Genomic DNA, 19,485 nt, shown 5'->3' with positions numbered 1-19,485 from the left:
TGCTAACTTAGCCTGACGGCTAGTGCGCGACTATATACATGGTGCGGCTGTAAGCGACATCTTCCGGGTTATTAATCGGATAGCCCTTCAGCCACGGCTTGATTAAGCGGCCGTTGGTGTACTGATAAATCGGGGCGATCGGCGCCTGCTGCTGGATAATTTTTTCAGCCTGGTTGTAGTCTTGATTACGCGCCTGAGCGGTAGTCTCCTGGCTTGCCTGTTGCAGGACCTTGTCATATTCCGGTGAATTAAAACGTGAAATATTGCCGCTATGGGATGCGCTCAGCAGCGACAGGAAAGTAGAAGGTTCGTTATAGTCCCCCACCCACGAGGCGCGAATAACATCGAAATTACCGGTGTTACGGCTGTCGATATAGGTTTTCCACTCCTGGTTTTGCAGCTTCACGTCCACCCCCAGATTTTTCTTCCACATTGACGCCACGGCGATAGCAATTTTCTGGTGGTTTTCTGAGGTGTTATACAAAAGCGTCAGCTTTAGCGGTTTGTTCGGGCCATAACCCGCCGCCTGCAGCAGCGTTTTGGCCTGCGCATTGGCTTCTTCCTGGCTCATTTGCTCAAAAGAAGAGGTTTCCGGCTTAAAGCCTGCGGTTACATCCGGAGTAAAGCGCCATGCGGGTTTCTCACCCGTACCGAGTACCTTTTCGGCCATAATCTGGCGGTCAATCGTCATGCTGAGCGCCAGGCGCACACGCCGATCGGCGGTTGGCCCTTTCTGGGTGTTAAACGCGTAATAATAAGTGCCCAGCTGTGGCGGCGTATAAACCTCTGCGGGGATATCTTTAAGCAGCTTCTGGTAGAGATTTTTCGGGAAGGATTCAGTGATATCAATGTCCCCCGCCAGATAGCGTTTGGTGGCGGAAGACTCCTGATTAATCGGGATAAAGGTCACCTGGCTAATCACCGTTTTGCTGTTATCCCAGTAATTTTTATTCTGCACCGCGACCAGTTTTTCATTAACGATACGCTCTTTCAGGGTATAAGCGCCGTTACCTACCAGGTTGCCGGGCCTGGTCCAGCTATTGCCGAACTTCTTCACCACCGCTTCCGGGACCGGATAGAGGGAGAAGTTAGCCGTCAGATTGGGGAAATACGGTACGGGTTTATCTAACTGGATGCGCAGCGTTCTGGCATCTACCGCCGTCACGCCGAGTTTATCCGCCGGCATTTTACCCTCGATAATGGCCTGCGCGTTGTTGATACCCGCAAGCGCTGCAAACCAGGCAAATGGCGAAGTGTTTTCAGGATCGACCAGCCGCTGCCAGCTATAAACAAAATCTTGCGCCGTGACCGGGCTTCCGTCTGACCAGCGGGCATTATCACGCAGGGTAAATGTCCAGGTGCGGTTATCATTGCTTTGCCATTTGCTTGCCACGCCCGGCTCTAACTGCCCTTTCTCATTTTGATTGACCAGGCCTTCAAACAGATCGCGAATAACCTGAATTTCAGGCAGGCCAACGGCTTTTACCGGGTCAAGGGATGCAGGCTCATCTTTAATATGGCGAACTAGGCTCTGGTCTGCCGCAAGTTTGGTGCCCGCCGGGACATCCGCCGCCCAGACAGGGGCGCACAAGCCAGCCAGCGTTAATGCACAAGTGGTCATACGAAAAGGTATTTTCATGGGTGGCCCTGTAGTGGTTCATTTTTAGTCAGTGAAGTATCACGCCCAGAACTGACCGCTAATGTATCGCAATAGCTTGTTTTGCCACTAAGAAAAACGCGCTACATTGCGAAACTGATAGCTGACTATAGCAAGATTGCCAACGATTTTTAACGCTGCTGCTGATTGAGTCAGCGCTGCGGCCCGGCGGTCATTTGTTTCAGATGAGTTTTTGGCTAAACACTGATATTAATAATACCCTGCAACTCGTCACAGTAAGGACATTTATGTCAGGCCACCGCCCTCGTTCACAACGAGGCCATTTGCCTCACGGCTGCGAACTCTATGGTAAATCCGTATTCGGCGCCCCCCTGCTTTGGTTCCCGGCCACGGCAGGCGAACAGCGCAGTGGGTTAATCATTGCCGGTACCCATGGCGACGAAAATGCGGCGATGGTGGCCCTGTCGTGCGCGTTACGCACTCTGCAACCCGAACATCGCCACCATCATGCGATCCTGGCCGTGAATCCGGACGGCTGCCAGCTCGGGCTACGTGCCAATGCAAATGGCGTCGATCTGAATCGTAATTTCCCGGCCGCTAACTGGAAGCCTGGCAACACGGTTTACCGCTGGAACAGCAGCGCAGATCAACGCGATGTCGTGCTGTCTACCGGCGAAAAGCCGGGTTCTGAGCCAGAAACCGCAGCGCTGTGTCAGCTCATTCACACGTTGCAGCCAGCCTGGGTTGTCTCCTTCCACGATCCTTTAGGCTGTATTGAAGATCCCGCTAACACGGCGCTGGGGGCGTGGCTGGCGCAAGAGTTTGCGCTGCCGTTGGTCACCAGCGTCGGTTACGAAACGCCAGGTTCATTTGGCAGCTGGTGTGCGGACCTGGGTTTGCCTTGTATTACCGCAGAGTTTCCGCCCATCTCGGCTGATGCTGCGAGCGAACAGTATCTGGATGCAATGATGGGCTTATTACGCTGGCAAAAATAGCGAGCCGTTACGGATACAGTTTGCCGGTTTCAAAATGCAGTGCGGGTTCAACATCCACCGCAAGCCAGGTCGGGCCATCAAGATCGGCAAACCGTACTTTAGCGGCCAGCGGCAGCGCGGCCGCTATCGCTCTTGAGGTACACAGCATACAGCCCAGCATCACATCAAAGCCTTGTTCACGAGCGGCCTGGGTCAACAGCAGCGCTTCGGTTAAGCCGCCGGTTTTATCGAGCTTCACGTTGACCATCTCATAACGCCCTTTCAACGCCGGCAGGCTTTCGCGAGTATGGCAACTTTCGTCTGCGCAAATTGGCAAGGGGTGGATAAAGTTTGCCAGCGCGCTATCCTCGCTTGCCGGCAAAGGCTGTTCGAGCATCGCCACGTTGAGATCCGCCAGCAGCTGGCAACGTGCCGCCAGCCCGTCGCTGCGCCAGGCTTCGTTAGCGTCTACGATTAACACCGCTTGCGGAACTGCGGCGCGAATAGCCACCATCCGTTCCGCTATCAGACGGTCGTCAATTTTGACCTTCAATAATCGTGCGCCCTTATCCCATAGCTGTTTTGCCGCCGCGGCCATTTGTTCTGGTTCAGCAATACTGACCGTTTGCGCGGTGGTGATGAGCTCCGGGAGTTCAGCACCGGCAATGAAACTAAGCGTTCGTTCCCTGCGGCGGGCTTCTGAATCCCACAATGCGCTGTCGACGGCATTACGCGCCGCCCCTGCCGGGAGCGCCTCCTGTAGCTGGGCACGCGTCATCCCTTTTTCCAGCAGTGGGATAATAGTGGTGATTTGTGCCACAACCGAGATACCGCTCTCGCCATAGCGTGGATAAGGCGTGCATTCACCCACGCCTTTAATCCCGTCTTCTTCCAGCTCGACGACAACCACGACGGCTTCGCTGCGAACGCCTCGTGAAATCACAAACGGCGTATGGAGTGGCCATGCTTGCTGGTAAACTTTGACTGTTCTCATTGCTGTGCCTGTTATTTTCCTGGTTTGCTGAGTATAGCCAGAGAATACTTTTACTTGCAGTATCAGTTTCTTATATTCAGATGATGAATACTTTTACTTGCAGTATCAATTTTTTATATTCAGATGATGAACACTTTTACTTGCAGTATCAGTTTTTTATATTCAGATGAAGAATAGTGACATACACTGTTTGCGGCGTTAATCACATGTAAACAGGAAAATAAAATATGTCACAAATCGTTCATTTTCAGGGCAACCCTGTAGCGGTTGCAGGTCATATCCCACAGGCTGGCAACAAAGCTGAAGCTTTCTCACTGGTCGCAAAAGATCTTTCTGATGTGACGCTGAGCCAGTTTGCCGGAAAACGTAAGGTACTGAACATTTTCCCAAGCATCGACACCGGCGTTTGTGCAGCTTCGGTACGTAAATTCAACCAGCTGGCCACCGAGATGGAGAACACCGTAGTACTGTGTGTTTCCGCCGACCTGCCATTTGCGCAGTCTCGCTTCTGCGGCGCAGAAGGTCTGAACAATGTGGTCACGCTTTCTACGCTACGTAACCCGGAATTCCAGCAAGCTTATGGCGTGGGCATTTCTGAAGGCGCACTGAAAGGCCTGACTGCCCGTGCGGTGGTAGTTATCAATGAAAATGATGAGGTGGTATTCAGCCAGTTAGTGAACGAAATCACTAACGAGCCGGACTATGACGCTGCACTGGAAGCCCTTCAGGCTTAACCTGAATGCCCCCGCAAAGCGGGGGCAGCTTAACAACTCTTCTGTATTATGCGGCTCAATCCCTATCTACTCGTCTGTTTTACGCTGATTCAAACCATATTCACGTAATTTATTCGCAATCGCGGTGTGCGATACCCCCAGGCGTTTCGCCAGCTTGCGCGTGCTTGGATAAGTACGATAAAGCTGCGTCAACACTGAGCGTTCAAAGCGGCTGGTAATATCATCCAGCGATCCTTCCATCGCCTCTTCGCCCACCACCAGACTCGCGGTATCAAAATCCGGCAGCAGAATGTCTTGCGGACGTAGTTCATACCCTTCCAGCTGCGTTAATGCGCGGTAAATCGCATTTTTCAACTGGCGGACGTTGCCAGGCCAGGCGTAGCGCGTTAACACATTGCTCAAATCGTTAGCCAGTTTCGGGCGCGGCACGCCTTGTTCATCGGCAAAGCGCGCCACGAACAGTTCGGTGAGCGGCATAATGTCCTGCGGCCGATCCCGCAGCGGGGGCAGATTCAGCGTCAGAACATTCAGGCGATAGTAGAGATCTTCGCGGAATTCCCCTTTTTGCACCATCTCAATCAGGTTTTTCTGCGTGGCGCAAATCACGCGCACATCCACATGCACTTCGTGTTCTTCCCCAACGCGTCGGAAGGTGCCGTCGTTGAGAAAACGCAGCAGCTTGGTTTGCATCCGCGGAGACATTTCACCGATCTCGTCCAGCAGAACCGAACCTCCGTTAGCCTGCTCAAAGAAGCCTTTTTTGCCTTCTACCGCGTTGGCGTATGCCCCTGGCGCATGGCCGAATAGCTCACTTTCCACCACGTCATCCGGCATTGAGCCGCAGTTGAGCGCCAGATACGGTTTCTGCGCGCGCGGGCTACCAAGGTGGCACGCGTGAGCCAGCAAATCTTTACCGGTGCCGGTATCGCCGACAATCAGCAGCGGTGCATTCAGCAGCGCCAGTTTATGCGCCTGATCGACCACCTGACGCATTTTCGGGCTGACGGCAACAATCTGGCTGAACGCACTGACGTCGGTAGTCGTCAGGTTTTGCAGCTGTCGCCCCATGCGCACGGTTGAGCGCAGCATCACCAGCGCCCCCATCAGCACGCGGGTGCCGTTTTCATCTTCAAGCGTGACAGGAGTGACTTCCAGCAGAAAATTCTGGCCGTTAATCACCACATGTTCAGTATGTGATTCTGCCGGTGCCCCCTCCAGCCAGCGCTGGAAATTAAAGCCGTTAATCAGCTGGGCGGCGTTGTGGTTGCGCAGCTTATCCTGGGATTGCCCGAACAGCTGGCAGCTCGCCGGGTTCGCCAGTTCCACTTTGCTTTTCATATCCAGCGAAAGTACGGGTTCCGGCATCGCCTCCAGTAGCGCACTCAGCGCCAGGTGCTCGCGCTCAGAAGGCATCCACGGTACGGTGCGCACATCGGTCACACCCGCAATACGGCGAATTTCCCCCATCAGGCTGCTGAAGCTGTTAAATTCCAGCTCCGCAAAATTGAGGTAGATCCGGCCAATGGGGTCGATATCGATACCGCGCAGGTCGATGCCGCGCAACACCAGCAGATCAAGCAATTCACGAGTCAGACCAAGCCGGTCTTCACAAAAGACTTCAAGACGCATGGGAAATATCACCCTTATAGCCAATAACCACCGGATGATAAGACAGTTACCCTTTCGCGGGAAGCGATCTGTCAACAAATATTGACAGCGCGCTGGAAAATCAGGCGCTTTAGCGTAAAGTTGCCCGTAAAGCATACCAGGCGGAAACTCAGGAAGGTGGCACCCGGCAAATGCCTTACCGGGAACTCACCCTATCTGCGGCAAGAAAAAGCGCATGATATGGCGCTGAGAATCAGGTCGGACGTTTATTCAGCGTCTCTTTTAATTGCCCTATCAGTTCACGGCGGAAATCACCGAGCTTCGGCTTATCGCCGTCAATCCACGGCAGCGGACGGCACAGCTCCATTGCTTTAATGCCCAGGCGAGCCGTCAGTAAACCGGCACCGATCCCTTGCGCTGCCCGCGTCGAGAGGCGCGCTGCGAGATCCTGCCCGATCCAGTCCATTCCCACCTCGCGCACCAGTTCACTGGCGCCGGCAAAAGCGATATTTAACAGCACCAGCCGGAACAAACGAATGCGGCTGTAATAGCCCAGCTCGATGCCGTAAAGCGCGGCGATACGGTTAATCAAGCGCAAATTACGCCAGGCGATAAAGGCCATATCCACTAACGCCAGCGGGCTGACGGCGATCATCAGCGTTGATTCCGCTGCGGAACGGCTAATTTCGCGCCGCGCCTGGTTATCCAGCACCGGCTGAACCAGGCGCGCATACAGCTCGACGATTTCGCGATCGTTTTGCGTCTCATGAATGGCCGCATACCAGCGCTGCAGCGCGGGGTGACCGTGATCGAGCCCGGCCTGGGCGGCTAGCTTTTCACAAAATGCCCGGCCTTTGCCCATACCGTGGCTATGCATTAAATCGCGCGCTTCGTCGCGTTCTTCTGCCCGCTGGCGCAAACGCCATAAACGACGCCACTCGGTGGCGACAGATCCTATCCCGGCGGCAACAATCAGCCCACCGGCAACGCCGCCGCCGAGCGCAATCCAGTCCTGGGTGATATAGGCGTTATGCGTCCACTGGATACCCTGCGCCACTACGCTTACCCCAAACAGCCCAAGCCCCAGCTGCACCATACGTCGCCAGATGCTGCGCCTGGGATGCAGCGCCGCTTCAATGACCGCTTCGGCCTGCCCGTTCTCTTCAGCCTCCTCTGAAATACCGAGCGCCGGGGTGAATTTTTCGGCTTCAGGTTCGCTAAAGGCATGGGGTGCTTTGTAGACAGGCTCTTTTTCCACCGCCAGCGGTTGCGCAAAATCAATGCGCGGTTTTAATGGTTCGTTCATCGCAATTTATCCCCGATTAAAAACTCCAGCGCCGCATCCAGCCGAATGTGTGGCATTGGCCGATCCACATCCATCATCTGTGGACGGAACTGCTCAAACTGAAAACCCTGTTGCTCCCAGAATGCGCTGCCCGGTAAACGCGCCGGGACTTCGCCTGGGTAAACCGTTAGCGGCTCACCATCGCTTAAACGATGGCCGCGTAATGCCGGGATCTGTTCCCCCCGGACATCCACCAGCCCGCTTTGTGTTGCCTGCACTGCCGCAAGCCCCATGCAGTCCATATCGATCCCCTCAAACGCCGCGTTTTGCCAGGCGTCCTGTACCAGCTGCTGCAGGAGCGCCACCATATTGGCATGCTGATCGACGGTGACGTGGTCTGCTTTCGTCGCGGCAAATAGCAGTTTGTCGATAACCGGTGAAAACAGGCGGCGAAACAGCGTACGCTGGCCGTAATGGAAACTTTGCATCAGCTGGGTTAACGCAAGGCGCATGTCATTGAATGCCTGTGGGCCACTGTTCAGCGGCTGCAGGCAATCCACCAGCACGATTTGTCGGTCAAAACGCAGAAAGTGGTTTTTATAGAATCCCTTGACCACTTTTTCACAGTAGTAGTCAAAGCGCGCGCGCAACATTCCGATATTGGTGGTTTTGTCAGCCTGCGCGAGCTTCGATTCGCCAGCGCCATCCACATCCGGCCACGGAAAGAATTGTAACACGGGCGCGCCAGCCAGATCGCCGGGCAGCACAAAGCGCCCAGGCTGGATAAAGTGCAAACCTTCACGTTTGCAGCGCAGCAGGTACTCCGTCCACGCCTGCGAAATTTCCGCAAGACGGTTTTCATCCGCCACGGCCAGCGGATCCAGCCCTTCGCACAGTTTGCGCCATGGTGCCGACCACCCGGCACGATCGCCGGTCAACAGGCTGCTCATCTGCCGCGACCAGCTCAGATAATTTTGCGCAAGCATAGGCAAATCCAGCAGCCATTCGCCCGGATAATCGACAATTTCCAGATACAGCGTCGAGGCGTCTTTAAAATGGCGCAGCAGTGAATCATTTGAGCGATAGCGCAGCGCAAGGCGCATTTCGCTTACCCCGCGCGTTGGCGTAGGCCAGCCCGGTGGCGAACCATAAAGCTGCGCCAGCCCTTCGTCATAGGTAAAACGCTGCATGCCTAAATCACGCTGCGGCACCCGTTTTACGCCAAGCAGCCGTTCTTCCCGTACCGCGCTAAGTAACGGCAAGCGCGCGCCGTTATGCACGCTCAGTAATTGATTCACCAGCGCGGTGATAAAAGCCGTCTTCCCGCTGCGGCTCAGGCCAGTTACGGCGAGGCGCAAATGGCGGTCCACCCCTGCGTTCATCAGGGCATGCAGTTCATTCTTGATTCTGTTCATATGCGTCCTGGTTGCGAGCGTCGGTTATTTTTATCGTTGAAGTTATGGGGGTAATGTCTGGTAAATCAAAGGATATGGCTTAATTTTACACCCTATTTACACTAAGCATATCAGACATAGCATGGCTAAAATTGAGGAAAAAATTAAGCGGCGGTGTTATCAGGCAGAAATGTAAGGAAGGAAAACCTGTTGGCTGGGCAGGCGTTGACGCTGGCCTATTCATGCCGGGGCAACAAAAGCCACGGAGGCTCTCCGTGGCCGAGAAACTAAACGGTTAATCGGTAATGACCCCTGCTGCCCGGAGTATGCTTTTGGCCTGCGCTATTTTTTCTGCGGATAATTTTAAGGTTGGCGCAATAACCTCGGTTGATATATTCATTCCCGTAGCTTTAATACACTCCTTAATCACCCCGAAGAAAGGAGACTCAATGGCATACAGGGAAGAGAGTTTCGCCAGTATGCGTTGCTTCCTGAATGCTTCTTCATAATCTTTTGCCACGAAAGATTTATAAATCCCGGCGGTAATAGACGGAGCAATATTAAACGTTGCCGGAATGCCCCCATTGCCGCCAAGAATCAGCGTGTCCAGCATATACTCGTCATATCCGGAAAAAACGAGAAAGTCCCGACGAAACGCATGTACGCGATTGATCACTTCCCGTATATGGCTGATGTTATCCACCGTATCTTTAATGCCCACAATATTAGGGACCTCCCTGGCCAGACGCTCAATCACATCAAGGCCAATATCCTGCCCGGTTAAGGCCGGAAAGTTATACAGCAGAACGGGAGTATTAAGCTTCTCAGCAATAGTACGAAAATGTTGATAAATATACTCAGGGTTTAAAATGGCATAGTAAGGATTGACCACCAGCACCGCATCAGCCCCATGCTGCTGGGCATGCAGCCCATATTCAATGGTTTCCCGGGTGCCAGGTGCTGCGATACCGACCATGACGGGTACGCGCCCCGCAACATAATTTAGCGCAAACTCAGCAACTTCCAGGCGCATTGGGTGCGTCATATGACAAAATTCACCGCCGCTGCCGAGGATGAGCATGCCGTTAGCCCCCTCATTAATGACTTTATCAAGCATCGCTCCCATTCCCTCGCGGTCCAGCTGCCCCTCGTGATTAACAATCGTCGGGACGGGAGGGAAAACTCCGTTAAACTTTTCAAGATTCATTTGATTGCATCCTGTTTCATATACGGAAATCAAATTCCACAAAACAACAAGAATTATTCTCGGATGTTAAAACAGAAGCAATAGCTATTTACTACCGTCAGTGAATAGTTGGTATTTATGTGATCGCCCCCACTTTATTTATCCGTTATTAATATTTACATATCGATGACGACTGACAGCAATAAATTAAGGCTCCCTGTATTAGATTTGTTTTAAGCTAATGGCTGGCGGCTTAATGATGCAATTTTTATATAACACACGCCAAATCATCACCCACGTTCCGTCTGTGGAACTTATTTAATAAGGAAACTTTATGATTACTACAGCTATTTTCCCCGGGCGCTATGTACAAGGCGCAGGCGCAATAGAACTCTCTTTAGCTCAGGAGATATTAAGGCTGGGAAACAAGGCGTTGTTACTTCAGGATCCCGTGGTTAATCAAAAGATGGGAGACACCATTAATACCGCACTTAAAGGAAAAATTGATTACCAGGTTGAGATCTTTAATAGTGAATGTTCTGATGAAGAAATCAATCGCGTTTCTCAGCTTGCAGAGCGCTATAGCGCTGAGATTATTGTTGGTATTGGCGGCGGGAAGACACTCGATACTGCAAAAGCGGCAGGCGCGTTGTTAAAACGGCCTATTGTTATCGTCCCTACTCTTGCTTCTACCGATGCCCCCTGCAGCTCTTTAGTGGTTATTTACACCCCTCAAGGCCAGTTCAAACGTTATCTGACGATCCCCCGCAATCCGGATGTGGTGGTGGTAGATAGCGCGGTTATTGCGCAGGCACCGGTTCGCTTTTTGCTGTCAGGAATGGGGGATGCGCTGGCAACCTGGTTCGAGGCTGAAGATTGCCGGATTAAACTCGCAGACAATATGACCGGGCGCCCGGGGCCAATGACGGCATACAGCCTCGCCCGGCTGTGTTTTGATACCTTGCTGAAATATGGCCTACAGGCTAAAAATGCCTGCGAGCAGCAGAAAGTCACCCCTGCCCTTGAGCATGTGATTGAAGCCAATACGCTGCTCTCCGGGCTGGGTTTTGAAAGCGGAGGACTGGCGGCGGCGCACGCTATTCATAACGGGCTGACGGTATTGCCGCAAACCCATCGCTATTGGCACGGTGAAAAAGTCGCATTTGGTACGCTCGCAATGTTAATCCTTACCGATCGCGAGCCCGAGCTTATTGATATCGTGTACCGTTTCTGCCTCGACGTTGGGCTCCCCACCACGCTTGGGGATATAGGTTTGCAGGACATTAGTGATGAAGAGCTGTTAAAAGCGGCGCAGGCGGCCTGCCAGCCGGGGGAAACCATACATAATGAGCCCTGTGAGGTAAACCCAACCAACGTTGTAGCGGCGATGCGCGCCGCCGACGCGCAGGGGCGCCGTCTGAAAGCGCTACGCTAATCATGGCGCTATCAGCAGCCGCAGGAGACCATCTGTTGATGGCCTCCTGTTGCAGGTTAACTACCAGTTAACGATGGTACCATCAGGCAACTGTGCTTCTGCGCCACTTTGCGGTTCCGGCTGATAAGGGTGTTTGCGAGCTTCCGCTTCATTCACTTCAACGCCCAGACCGGGTTTCTCAGGGATCTGCCAGTAGCCATCGACCATCCGGATAGGTGTATCCACCACGTCATGGAACCACGGTACGGCGCCAATCATCTCTTCCTGGATAACGAAGTTCGGTGTGGCGACATCAAAGTGCAGCGCTACCGTGCCAGCAATTGGCCCTGCCGGATTATGAGGTGCCACACCGATGTAGGCGCCTTCTGCCGCCGCTGCAATCTTCTTCGCCATCCACAGGCCGCCACAGTGGCTTAAATCCGGCTGGATAATATTGACTGCGCGCTGCATAAAGATCTGCTCGAACTCTTTATACTGAATAAGCCGTTCACCGGTTGCAACCGGGCAATCAACCTTCATCATGACATCACGCATCGCGGCGGGATCGCCCGGCTGTATCGGTTCTTCCACAAAGAGCGGGTTCGCCGGTTCAAGGGCTTTTATATACTGGACGGCCAGCGACGTGGAGGCGGGACGACCATGGAAGTCCACCATGATATCCACATCTTCACCCACCGCCTCGCGAACCGCGCTAATGGTCTCTTCAACCATACTGAGTTCTGAGGCCGCCGAAGTATAGTGACAGTACGGTACGAACAGGATTTTCATTGCCCGATACCCCATGTCCATCACTTCGAGCGCTTTCTCAACAAAAGCATTTTTATCAAAGGTTTCGTAGATGGCTTTGGCATTTCCCTGGCCGAGATGGGTATAGGCCTTGATGACCTCATGCGTTTTGCCTCCCAATAAGCGCCATACCGGCAGCCCCACACTTTTACCCAGAATGTCCCAGAGAGCATGCTCAATTGCGCTGACCGCGGTCATGGCAATAGTGCCCGGCTGCCAGAAATGGAATTTCGTCATTCGGCGAAATGCCTGTTCAATATCACGGGGATCCTGCCCAAGCATTAACGGCTTAATATCTTCTACGGCGCTGACGACGGCCCGGGTCTTCCATTCAAGGGTCCCTTCTCCCCAACCGTATAAACCATCAACGTCCGTGATGACTTTCACAAATACCCAGTTTCGCATATCAGCATTGACCACCAGCGTTTGAATATCGACAATTTTCATCTTTCACCTCGTGATTGAGTCATGAAGGTTATTTTTGCGGATTAAACATTTTTGACGGCAGCAATAAGAACAGCAAACCACATATAAACATGCAGACGCCCAGTAAATAGGTGCCGTTATTAATATCGCCGGTGATATTTTTAGCAATATCGCTAATAAACGACCCCATAAAACCAGACAGCGCGCCGAATGAGTTAATCATGGCTATACCTGCAGCTGCCGCGGCGCCGCTTAATAATGTTCCCGGGAGCGTCCAGAATATTGGCATCATGCCGAATAGGCCGAAAGCCGCCAGCGTCATAAAGAACATCGATAATGTCAGACTCCAGGCAATACAAAATGCGCTCAGCATCAGGCATATCCCACCGATTAACGGGGGAAGAGCCGTATGAAAGCGTCGTTCATTTTTCTTGCGTGAATGCCAGGGGATTAAAACCATCGCGATGGCCCCGAACAGATAGGGGATGGCGGTAATCAGGCCGATGATCCAGACGTTATGTACGCCGCTGTAGCTGATAATAGAAGGTAGCCAGAATGTGATGCCGTAATAGCCGGAGTTGTACATCAGGATAATCAGGCACAGTATCCATATCCGCGGGTCTTTGAGCGCCACGGCAAAATTGTGTTGTTTATGGGTATTATCGCTGGCAAGGTTATGGCGCAGCATTTTCTTTTCTTGCGCGCTCAGCCACCCGGCATCATCAATACCGTTGCTAAGCCAGAAATAGGTGAAAATACCCAGTAACGATGCGGGAATGCCCTCGATTAACATCATCCATTGCCAGCCTTCAAGGCCATAAGCCATATGCGAATATTCCATAATTAAGCCCGATAACGGCCCGCCTAATACGGAAGCAACGGGTAATGCCAGCAGAAAGACCGAGGTGGCTTTACTCATTAAATGTGCGGGGAACCAGTAATTAAGATAGAGAATAACCCCGGGATAAAATCCGGCCTCACAGACCCCAAGCAGCAAACGGAGGAGATAGAAAATAGTGGCGCCGGAAATACCGCTGGCGGCAGACATCGGCTGTATTGCCATGGTCAACGCAGAGATCCCTCCCCACAGTAATAATATCAGCGCAATCCAGCGCCTGGCCCCGATCTTATGCAGGATCATATTGGCCGGAATTTCAAAGAAAAAATAGCCCCAGAAAAACATGCTGGCGCCCAGTGCATAGATGGTATCGGTAAACTGCAGCGTTTCCAGCATCTGTAACTTAGCAAAGCTGATGTTTACGCGGTCAAGGTTAGCAAAGAGATAGCACACCATAAAAAGGGGGATAATTCTAAATATCACCTTTTTATAAAGGTTATCTTCAGTAACCGATGGGCTCTGCTCAGCAGGAATGGTGCTGTCATCGTGGGAATAAGACGGGTTCATAACATAATCCTCAGAAAAGTAAGGACCGGTATAGACAGTGTGAGTCCTTTACGAAAAAATGATATAAAAACACACCCTGACGAGCTGTTTTTAATACGTATCCTGAAATGAATAATGTCACTGCCATAGTCGTTACCCTATCCTCCTTTTTTGAATGAAAAGAAATAGTGGACGCTAATAATTTTATTTACTTCATGTTATTTATAATATGCATCTATGATATGGCCTGACTTCCCAGGTCTTATAATTTATTCCATTATTTATCGAAAACTAAAACCAACCTTTTATGCCTCTTATAATAATAACTGTAGAAAATAAATTATCAGCAATAATAAGTAATGGCAAAACAAGAGCTTTAGCAGGGCTAAAATTTCATATCCCATCTTAACATTCAATGAGGAAAGTATTTTTCTGCGTGTTTCATCACATCATTAAATGCAGGGTAATCGACTGCGCAAATTTAATAAATGATTGATTAACAGCATCTGTTATTGGTTGCGTTGATATTTAATCGGCTGAAAATCAATAAATGGATTTTGCTGATTTTTTATTGATGGTTTCTGTTTGTGTGGCGAAAAACATGGGGTGGGTCAGCAGTCTGAGACTCCAGCACAGGCTGGAGTCTGTCGCACTCTTATTCCTTACCGTAACGGCTAAAAAGTTGCCCAGTTATCGCCTTCGTCAACCGCTGCGCGTGGCGCAGATGAGGATGCCTGCTGCGTGGCTTTTTCAGCGCTAATATGCTGATGGTGAGCGTTTAGTCGAAAAATGCCGACCGCGGCGGTTAAACCTGCGGCCTGCTCTTCGAGAGAGCTCGCGGCAGCCGTCGCCTCCTCAACCAACGAGGCATTTTGTTGCGTGACGCTATCCATTTCGTGAATAGCTATGCCGACCTGCTGGATACCACGGCTTTGCTCGTCGGACGCGGCGGCGATTTCCTGCATAATATCGCTGACGCGTCGTACTGCATCGACAATGCCGGTCATGGTTTCACCGGCATGAGCTACCTGACTGGAGCCGCTGTCAATCAGCGAGACCGATTCGCTAATCAGCCCCTCAATTTCTTTGGCCGCCTGCGCACTGCGCTGCGCCAGCGTGCGCACTTCGGTCGCTACCACTGCGAACCCGCGCCCTTGCTCTCCCGCACGTGCCGCTTCCACCGCCGCATTCAGCGCCAGGATATTGGTCTGGAAGGCAATGCTGTTAATCACCGCGGTTATCTCAGAAATTTTCTTCGAGCTCGAAGAGATATTATTCATGGTGCTCACTACCCCCGAGACAATGCGCCCGCCGTCGCTGGCTTTATGCGAGGCTTCTTCCGCAAGCCGGGTCGCGTGATGGGCATTATCCGCGTTTTGTTTTACGGTCGCGGTTAGCTGCTCCATGCTGGCAGCCGTTTCTTCAAGCGCGGCCACCTGCTGTTCGGTTCGCGACGATAAATCCGTATTACCGGCTGAAATCTCACTGGTGCCCTGATAAATCGCTTCGGCCCCCATACGCACTGCACTAACGGTCTGGGTCAGCGAGGCCTGCATCTCCTGCAAGTTCAGGTTAAGTTTACCGATTTCACTGTTGCCGTATGATTGCGCGGCAAGCGTTAAATCCCCCTGCGCAATATGTTCGATACGCGTGGCCGCCTGTTGCAGCGGCTGAATCACCACGCGGCGTAAAAAGACAAAGGTAAAAATAGTCAGGAACAACGCAATAGCAAAAGCCCCCGCCATCACCAGTACGCTTAAATGCGAGCGTGCCTGGGCCTCGGTGTGAAGCGCTACGGCACGTTCGGTACGAATTTGTGCCGCCTGCTCTGATAGCTTGTTGTAATCAGCATCCAGCTGGCGGGCGGCTTCATTTTCATGGTTGATGATCGCCTCAAACATGCCGTTTTTGGCATATTTGATCATCGGCGCCATGCCTTTAGTCAGATAATCATCAAAGCGTGTGCGCAATTGGCTATCCAGCGCATCGACCTTATCCGCCCGCGCCATATAAATATCGAAGCTGGCCTGGGCTTGCTTAATTAATCTTTCCGCTTCGGCGATATTGAATTTCATATCCTCCATGTCTGCCACGCGCCCTGCGGCACCCGCATGGATAATATTCAGCCGCGCGCTGCGCAGATCGGTGGCGCTATCGGAAAGCCCAATGCGCACCTGAATTTCGTTGGTGACATCCTGCAACGCTTTATCGCTTTGCAGCAAAAAATAGCTCGCCAGCCCGACACACAACGCGAACAGAACTAAGATCCCGCCCAGAATAGAACTAAACAGCGGCACTAACCGAATATGGTGCCAGAAACGAACGGCCCCTTGTGGGGTGAGTATTGGAATTGCCATGTCCTTGGTTTCTCTTATGGTAAAGGGAGGTTGCGGTAACAAGGTCATCGGCGTGGCAAAACAAATGGTTGAGCAAAGAATTGTCGTTTTGTGGCGGGGTTAACAAATCATTGGTGGAAAGTTAATCGGATTGCAGGCTAACCCCGTCATGAACAGGCATCAGGCACCGGTTTATCACCGGGGAAGAGTCCTTCCGCCTCCGAAGCTTTTCAGCCGTCCGGGCGGGTACCGCTGGTACCCGCTCCTGGGTTACTTCACATCCACCTGATAGAAAATATGCTTACCAAACGGATCGACTTCATAACCGGTAATTTCCTTACGTACCGGCTCAAAAATCGTTGAGTGGGCAATCATCACCGCTGGCATCCGATCGTGCATCATCTGCTGCGCCTCCTTGTAGAGCGCCACGCGTTTTTCGCGATCGCCAGAGGTTCGTGCTTCAAGAATCAGCTTATCAAACGGCTGATAACACCATCTTGCGGAGTTAGAGCCCCCCTCGGCTGAACGGCAGGTAAACAGCGGGCCGAAGAAGTTATCCGGGTCCCCTGTCGCGGTAGTCCAGCCCATCAGAGCCGCCTGATGTTCACCGCTTTTCACCCGTTTCAAATACTCGCCCCATTCGTAAGTGACCACTTTTGCCGTCACGCCAATTTTCGCCCAGTCGGCCTGAATCATCTCGGCCATCCGTTTGGCGTTAGGGTTATACGGACGCTGCACCGGCATGGCCCACAGGTCAATCGTCAAGCCATCGGCAAAACCCGCTTGCGTAAGCAACGCCTTAGCTTTTTGCGGATCGTATTCATAATCTTTCAGCGCATCGTCCGCGCTCCACACGCCCGGCGGCAACAGGTTTTTGGCCGCCGTTCCGGTACCGCGGAACACCGCTTCAATAATGGCTGGCTTGTTGATAGCCATCGCCAGCGCCTGGCGTACTTTCACATTATCCGTCGGTGCTTTTTGGGTATTAAACGCAAGGAACCCTGTGTTTAGTCCCGCCTTTTGCATCAGGTTAATCTCAGGGTTCTCCTTCATACGCGGCAGATCGGCCGGGTTCGGGAAAGGCATCACCTGGCATTCGTTTTTCTCAAGCTTTGCGAATCGCACCGAAGCATCCGGAGTGATGGAAAAGACGAGCCTGTCGATTTTTGCCTTGCCCTGCCAGTATTCGGGGAAAGCGGTAAACAGAATGCGTGAGTCTTTTTGATATTGTGCGAGGCGGAACGGCCCGGTACCGACAGGATCCATATCGACGCGCTCTGGAGTGCCTGCTTTTAACATGGCATCGGCATATTCAGCGGAAAGAATCGAGGCAAAATACCACCCCAGGTCGGCAATAAATGGCGCTTCCGGGTGCGTCAGCGTGAAGCGAACCGTATTCTCATCGACTTTATCAATAGCGGTGATTAATTTGCCAAATTCCAGACTTTCAAAATTGGAATATTGCCCATGGGAAACATTGTGGTAGGGATGGTTGGGATCTTTCTGACGCATAAACGAAAAGATGACATCGTCAGCGTTAAAATCACGGGTGGGCTTAAAGTATTTGTTGCTCTGGAATTTCACCCCTTTTCGCAAATGGAAAGTATAAACTTTGCCATCTTCGCTGATATCCCAGCTTTCTGCGAGGCTTGGCTGTAGCTCGGTGGTGCCCACTTTAAAATCAACCAAACGGTTATAAACCGGTACGGCGCTGGCATCAACGCTGGTCCCGGAGGTATATAACTGCGGGTTAAAATTTTCCGGCGATCCTTCGGAACAATAAACCAATGTTTTTGCCGCGACAGTTGAACTGACCGTCAGCGCGGCGATGATCAATGCAAGTTTGGTGGTTGTTGTCGTGAAAGTTTTCATGCCTGCCCTGTAATTTATAATGTCACCCAGAATAATGCTTGTACTAACCAGCTTAATAAATAACATTAAAAGCCGATTGCAAACAAATGAATATCTCCAATAGATTCCAAAAAAGGAATGACGATGTCCTCGCAGCTAACTGACCAATTAACGCAACGCTTCTTCCGCTACCTTGCCATTACCAGCCAAAGCCAGGCCGGAGCCACCACGTTGCCAAGCACCGCAGGCCAACACGAAATGGCGAAATTATTGGCGCGTGAGCTACGCGAGCTGGGTATGGATGACGTCGTTATCGACGAACATGCTACGGTAACGGCGGTTAAACGAGGCAATGTTGCCGCGGCCCCCCGCGTTGGGTTTATTACCCATATTGATACCGTCGATGTGGGGCTGTCACCGCATATTCGCCCGCAGGTACTGCGCTTTAACGGCGAGGATCTTTGCCTCAATCAGGAAAAAGATATCTGGCTGCGTACCGCTGAGCACCCGGAAATCCTTGCTTACCCGAACGAAGAGATTATTTTTAGCGACGGCACCAGCGTCTTAGGTGCCGATAATAAAGCGGCCGTCACCGTGGTGATGACGCTGCTGGAAAACCTGACGCCTGAGATAAAACATGGCGATATTGTCGTGGCATTTGTACCCGATGAAGAGATTGGCTTATGCGGTGCAAAAGCCCTGGATTTGGCGCGTTTTGATGTTGATTTTGCCTGGACCATCGACTGCTGTGAATTAGGTGAAGTGGTGTATGAAAATTTCAATGCTGCCCATGCCGAGATTCGCTTTACCGGCGTCACAGCGCACCCGATGTCTGCAAAAGGCGTGTTGGTTAACCCACTGTTGCTGGCCCACGATTTTATTAGCCATTTTGATCGCCAACAAACGCCAGAAAATACCGAAGGCCGCGAGGGTTACATTTGGTTTAATGGTTTGAACACCACGCAAAACGAAGCTTTATTAAAAGCGAACATCCGCGATTTTGACGCGGAAATGTTTGCTCAGCGTAAGCAACAAATCCGTGATGCGGCAGAGAAAATAGCCGCGCAGCATCCAACAGCGAAAGTGGAAGTGACCATCAGCGATACCTACAGCAATATCAGTAACGCGATTAAAGACGATCGCCGGGCTATTGATTTAATTTTTGCTGCCATGAAAGAGCTGAATATTGAACCGAAAGTTATTCCTATGCGCGGCGGCACAGACGGTGCGGCACTTTCCGCTAAAGGCCTGTTAACGCCTAACTTCTTCACCGGGGCCCATAACTTCCACTCTAAGTTCGAATTTTTACCGCTCACGGCATTTGAAGCTTCATATCATGTGGCATTAAAACTGTGCCTGCTAGCGGCTAAGTCATAAATGCTGCACAGGGGAAGATCTTTATTACCGCGGATGGGATAAAGCGAGGAGTAAAACAATGGGCGGTTAACCCGCCCATTCAGACTGATGACAAACC

General features: G+C 51.9%; 14 protein-coding genes. 4 read left to right on the top strand and 10 right to left on the bottom strand.

Annotation, left to right across the window (positions count from 1 at the left end; genetic code table 11):
* Positions 1-19: 19 nt before the first annotated feature.
* Positions 20-1,621 (bottom strand): peptide ABC transporter substrate-binding protein, encoded by a 1,602-nt coding sequence (locus EHN07_RS00445; RefSeq protein WP_425267159.1) that lies wholly within the window; start codon positions 1,619-1,621, stop codon positions 20-22.
* Positions 1,622-1,905: 284 nt separating this feature from the next.
* Between EHN07_RS00445 and mpaA the strand changes: the two genes are divergently transcribed.
* A complete protein-coding gene (gene mpaA, locus EHN07_RS00440) occupies positions 1,906-2,613 on the top strand; it encodes a murein tripeptide amidase MpaA (RefSeq protein ID WP_124022268.1) in 708 nt (235 codons plus the stop codon).
* A gap of 7 nt (positions 2,614-2,620) precedes the next feature.
* Here mpaA and ycjG read toward each other — a convergent pair whose 3' ends face one another.
* Positions 2,621-3,586: an L-Ala-D/L-Glu epimerase gene (gene ycjG, locus EHN07_RS00435; RefSeq protein WP_124022267.1), complete on the bottom strand. Its 966-nt coding sequence runs from the start codon at positions 3,584-3,586 to the stop codon at positions 2,621-2,623.
* 227 nt (positions 3,587-3,813) lie between these two features.
* Here ycjG and tpx point away from each other — a divergent pair, with 227 nt between their 5' ends.
* Positions 3,814-4,320, top strand: a complete 507-nt coding sequence (gene tpx / locus EHN07_RS00430; protein WP_124022266.1) for a thiol peroxidase — start codon at positions 3,814-3,816, stop codon at positions 4,318-4,320.
* A 66-nt stretch (positions 4,321-4,386) separates the two neighbouring features.
* On the opposite strand, the gene tyrR is transcribed toward tpx, so the two are convergent.
* The 4 genes from tyrR to EHN07_RS00410 all read right to left on the bottom strand — a co-directional run bounded on the left by tyrR (position 4,387) and on the right by EHN07_RS00410 (position 9,814).
* On the bottom strand, positions 4,387-5,949 hold the full coding sequence (gene tyrR / locus EHN07_RS00425; RefSeq protein WP_124022265.1) for a transcriptional regulator TyrR: 1,563 nt from the start codon (positions 5,947-5,949) through the stop codon (positions 4,387-4,389).
* A 232-nt stretch (positions 5,950-6,181) separates the two neighbouring features.
* The gene (locus tag EHN07_RS00420) at positions 6,182-7,234 is read right to left on the bottom strand and encodes a YcjF family protein (protein WP_124022264.1); all 1,053 of its coding nucleotides are present in this window, start codon (positions 7,232-7,234) and stop codon (positions 6,182-6,184) included.
* A complete protein-coding gene (locus tag EHN07_RS00415) occupies positions 7,231-8,628 on the bottom strand; it encodes a YcjX family GTP-binding protein (RefSeq protein ID WP_124022263.1) in 1,398 nt (465 codons plus the stop codon). Before EHN07_RS00415 ends, EHN07_RS00420 begins: the two co-directional genes overlap by 4 nt.
* Positions 8,629-8,902: 274 nt before the next feature.
* Entirely contained in the window at positions 8,903-9,814 is a 912-nt protein-coding gene (locus tag EHN07_RS00410; RefSeq protein WP_124022262.1) for a dihydrodipicolinate synthase family protein, read from the bottom strand.
* 313 nt (positions 9,815-10,127) lie between these two features.
* Here EHN07_RS00410 and EHN07_RS00405 point away from each other — a divergent pair, with 313 nt between their 5' ends.
* Positions 10,128-11,228 carry a glycerol dehydrogenase gene (locus EHN07_RS00405; protein WP_124022261.1) on the top strand — a complete coding sequence of 367 codons (1,101 nt, stop codon included), beginning with the start codon at positions 10,128-10,130 and terminating at the stop codon, positions 11,226-11,228.
* 60 nt (positions 11,229-11,288) lie between these two features.
* Here EHN07_RS00405 and dgoD read toward each other — a convergent pair whose 3' ends face one another.
* The 4 genes from dgoD to EHN07_RS00385 form a co-directional block, all read right to left on the bottom strand.
* Complete coding sequence (gene dgoD, locus EHN07_RS00400; protein ID WP_124022260.1) at positions 11,289-12,461, bottom strand: galactonate dehydratase; 1,173 nt, start codon at positions 12,459-12,461, stop codon at positions 11,289-11,291.
* Between the two features lie 28 nt (positions 12,462-12,489).
* The gene (locus EHN07_RS00395) at positions 12,490-13,845 is read right to left on the bottom strand and encodes an MFS transporter (RefSeq protein WP_124022259.1); all 1,356 of its coding nucleotides are present in this window, start codon (positions 13,843-13,845) and stop codon (positions 12,490-12,492) included.
* A 653-nt stretch (positions 13,846-14,498) separates the two neighbouring features.
* Positions 14,499-16,181 (bottom strand): methyl-accepting chemotaxis protein, encoded by a 1,683-nt coding sequence (locus EHN07_RS00390; RefSeq protein WP_124022258.1) that lies wholly within the window; start codon positions 16,179-16,181, stop codon positions 14,499-14,501.
* A gap of 249 nt (positions 16,182-16,430) precedes the next feature.
* Positions 16,431-18,032, bottom strand: a complete 1,602-nt coding sequence (locus EHN07_RS00385; RefSeq protein WP_124022257.1) for an ABC transporter substrate-binding protein — start codon at positions 18,030-18,032, stop codon at positions 16,431-16,433.
* 123 nt (positions 18,033-18,155) lie between these two features.
* Between EHN07_RS00385 and pepT the strand changes: the two genes are divergently transcribed.
* The gene (gene pepT, locus EHN07_RS00380) at positions 18,156-19,388 is read left to right on the top strand and encodes a peptidase T (protein WP_124022256.1); all 1,233 of its coding nucleotides are present in this window, start codon (positions 18,156-18,158) and stop codon (positions 19,386-19,388) included.
* The last annotated feature ends 97 nt before the right edge of the window (positions 19,389-19,485 follow it).

Origin of the sequence: Buttiauxella warmboldiae (assembly GCF_003818135.1) — a bacterium.
GTDB lineage: Bacteria > Pseudomonadota > Gammaproteobacteria > Enterobacterales > Enterobacteriaceae > Buttiauxella > Buttiauxella warmboldiae.
This window is presented reverse-complemented; position numbering and strand designations above follow the sequence as displayed.

Excerpts from the sequence above, each read along its gene's own strand:
- tpx (WP_124022266.1), top strand. The coding sequence starts at position 3,814 with ATGTCACAAATCGTTCATTTTCAGGGCAACCCTGTAGCGGTTGCAGGT.
- ycjG (WP_124022267.1), bottom strand. The coding sequence starts at position 3,586 with ATGAGAACAGTCAAAGTTTACCAGCAAGCATGGCCACTCCATACGCCG.
- dgoD (WP_124022260.1), bottom strand. The coding sequence starts at position 12,461 with ATGAAAATTGTCGATATTCAAACGCTGGTGGTCAATGCTGATATGCGA.
- mpaA (WP_124022268.1), top strand. The coding sequence starts at position 1,906 with ATGTCAGGCCACCGCCCTCGTTCACAACGAGGCCATTTGCCTCACGGC.
- EHN07_RS00410 (WP_124022262.1), bottom strand. The coding sequence starts at position 9,814 with ATGAATCTTGAAAAGTTTAACGGAGTTTTCCCTCCCGTCCCGACGATT.
- tyrR (WP_124022265.1), bottom strand. The coding sequence starts at position 5,949 with ATGCGTCTTGAAGTCTTTTGTGAAGACCGGCTTGGTCTGACTCGTGAA.
- EHN07_RS00420 (WP_124022264.1), bottom strand. The coding sequence starts at position 7,234 with ATGAACGAACCATTAAAACCGCGCATTGATTTTGCGCAACCGCTGGCG.
- pepT (WP_124022256.1), top strand. The coding sequence starts at position 18,156 with ATGTCCTCGCAGCTAACTGACCAATTAACGCAACGCTTCTTCCGCTAC.
- EHN07_RS00445 (WP_425267159.1), bottom strand. The coding sequence starts at position 1,621 with ATGACCACTTGTGCATTAACGCTGGCTGGCTTGTGCGCCCCTGTCTGG.
- EHN07_RS00385 (WP_124022257.1), bottom strand. The coding sequence starts at position 18,032 with ATGAAAACTTTCACGACAACAACCACCAAACTTGCATTGATCATCGCC.
- EHN07_RS00390 (WP_124022258.1), bottom strand. The coding sequence starts at position 16,181 with ATGGCAATTCCAATACTCACCCCACAAGGGGCCGTTCGTTTCTGGCAC.
- EHN07_RS00395 (WP_124022259.1), bottom strand. The coding sequence starts at position 13,845 with ATGAACCCGTCTTATTCCCACGATGACAGCACCATTCCTGCTGAGCAG.
- EHN07_RS00405 (WP_124022261.1), top strand. The coding sequence starts at position 10,128 with ATGATTACTACAGCTATTTTCCCCGGGCGCTATGTACAAGGCGCAGGC.
- EHN07_RS00415 (WP_124022263.1), bottom strand. The coding sequence starts at position 8,628 with ATGAACAGAATCAAGAATGAACTGCATGCCCTGATGAACGCAGGGGTG.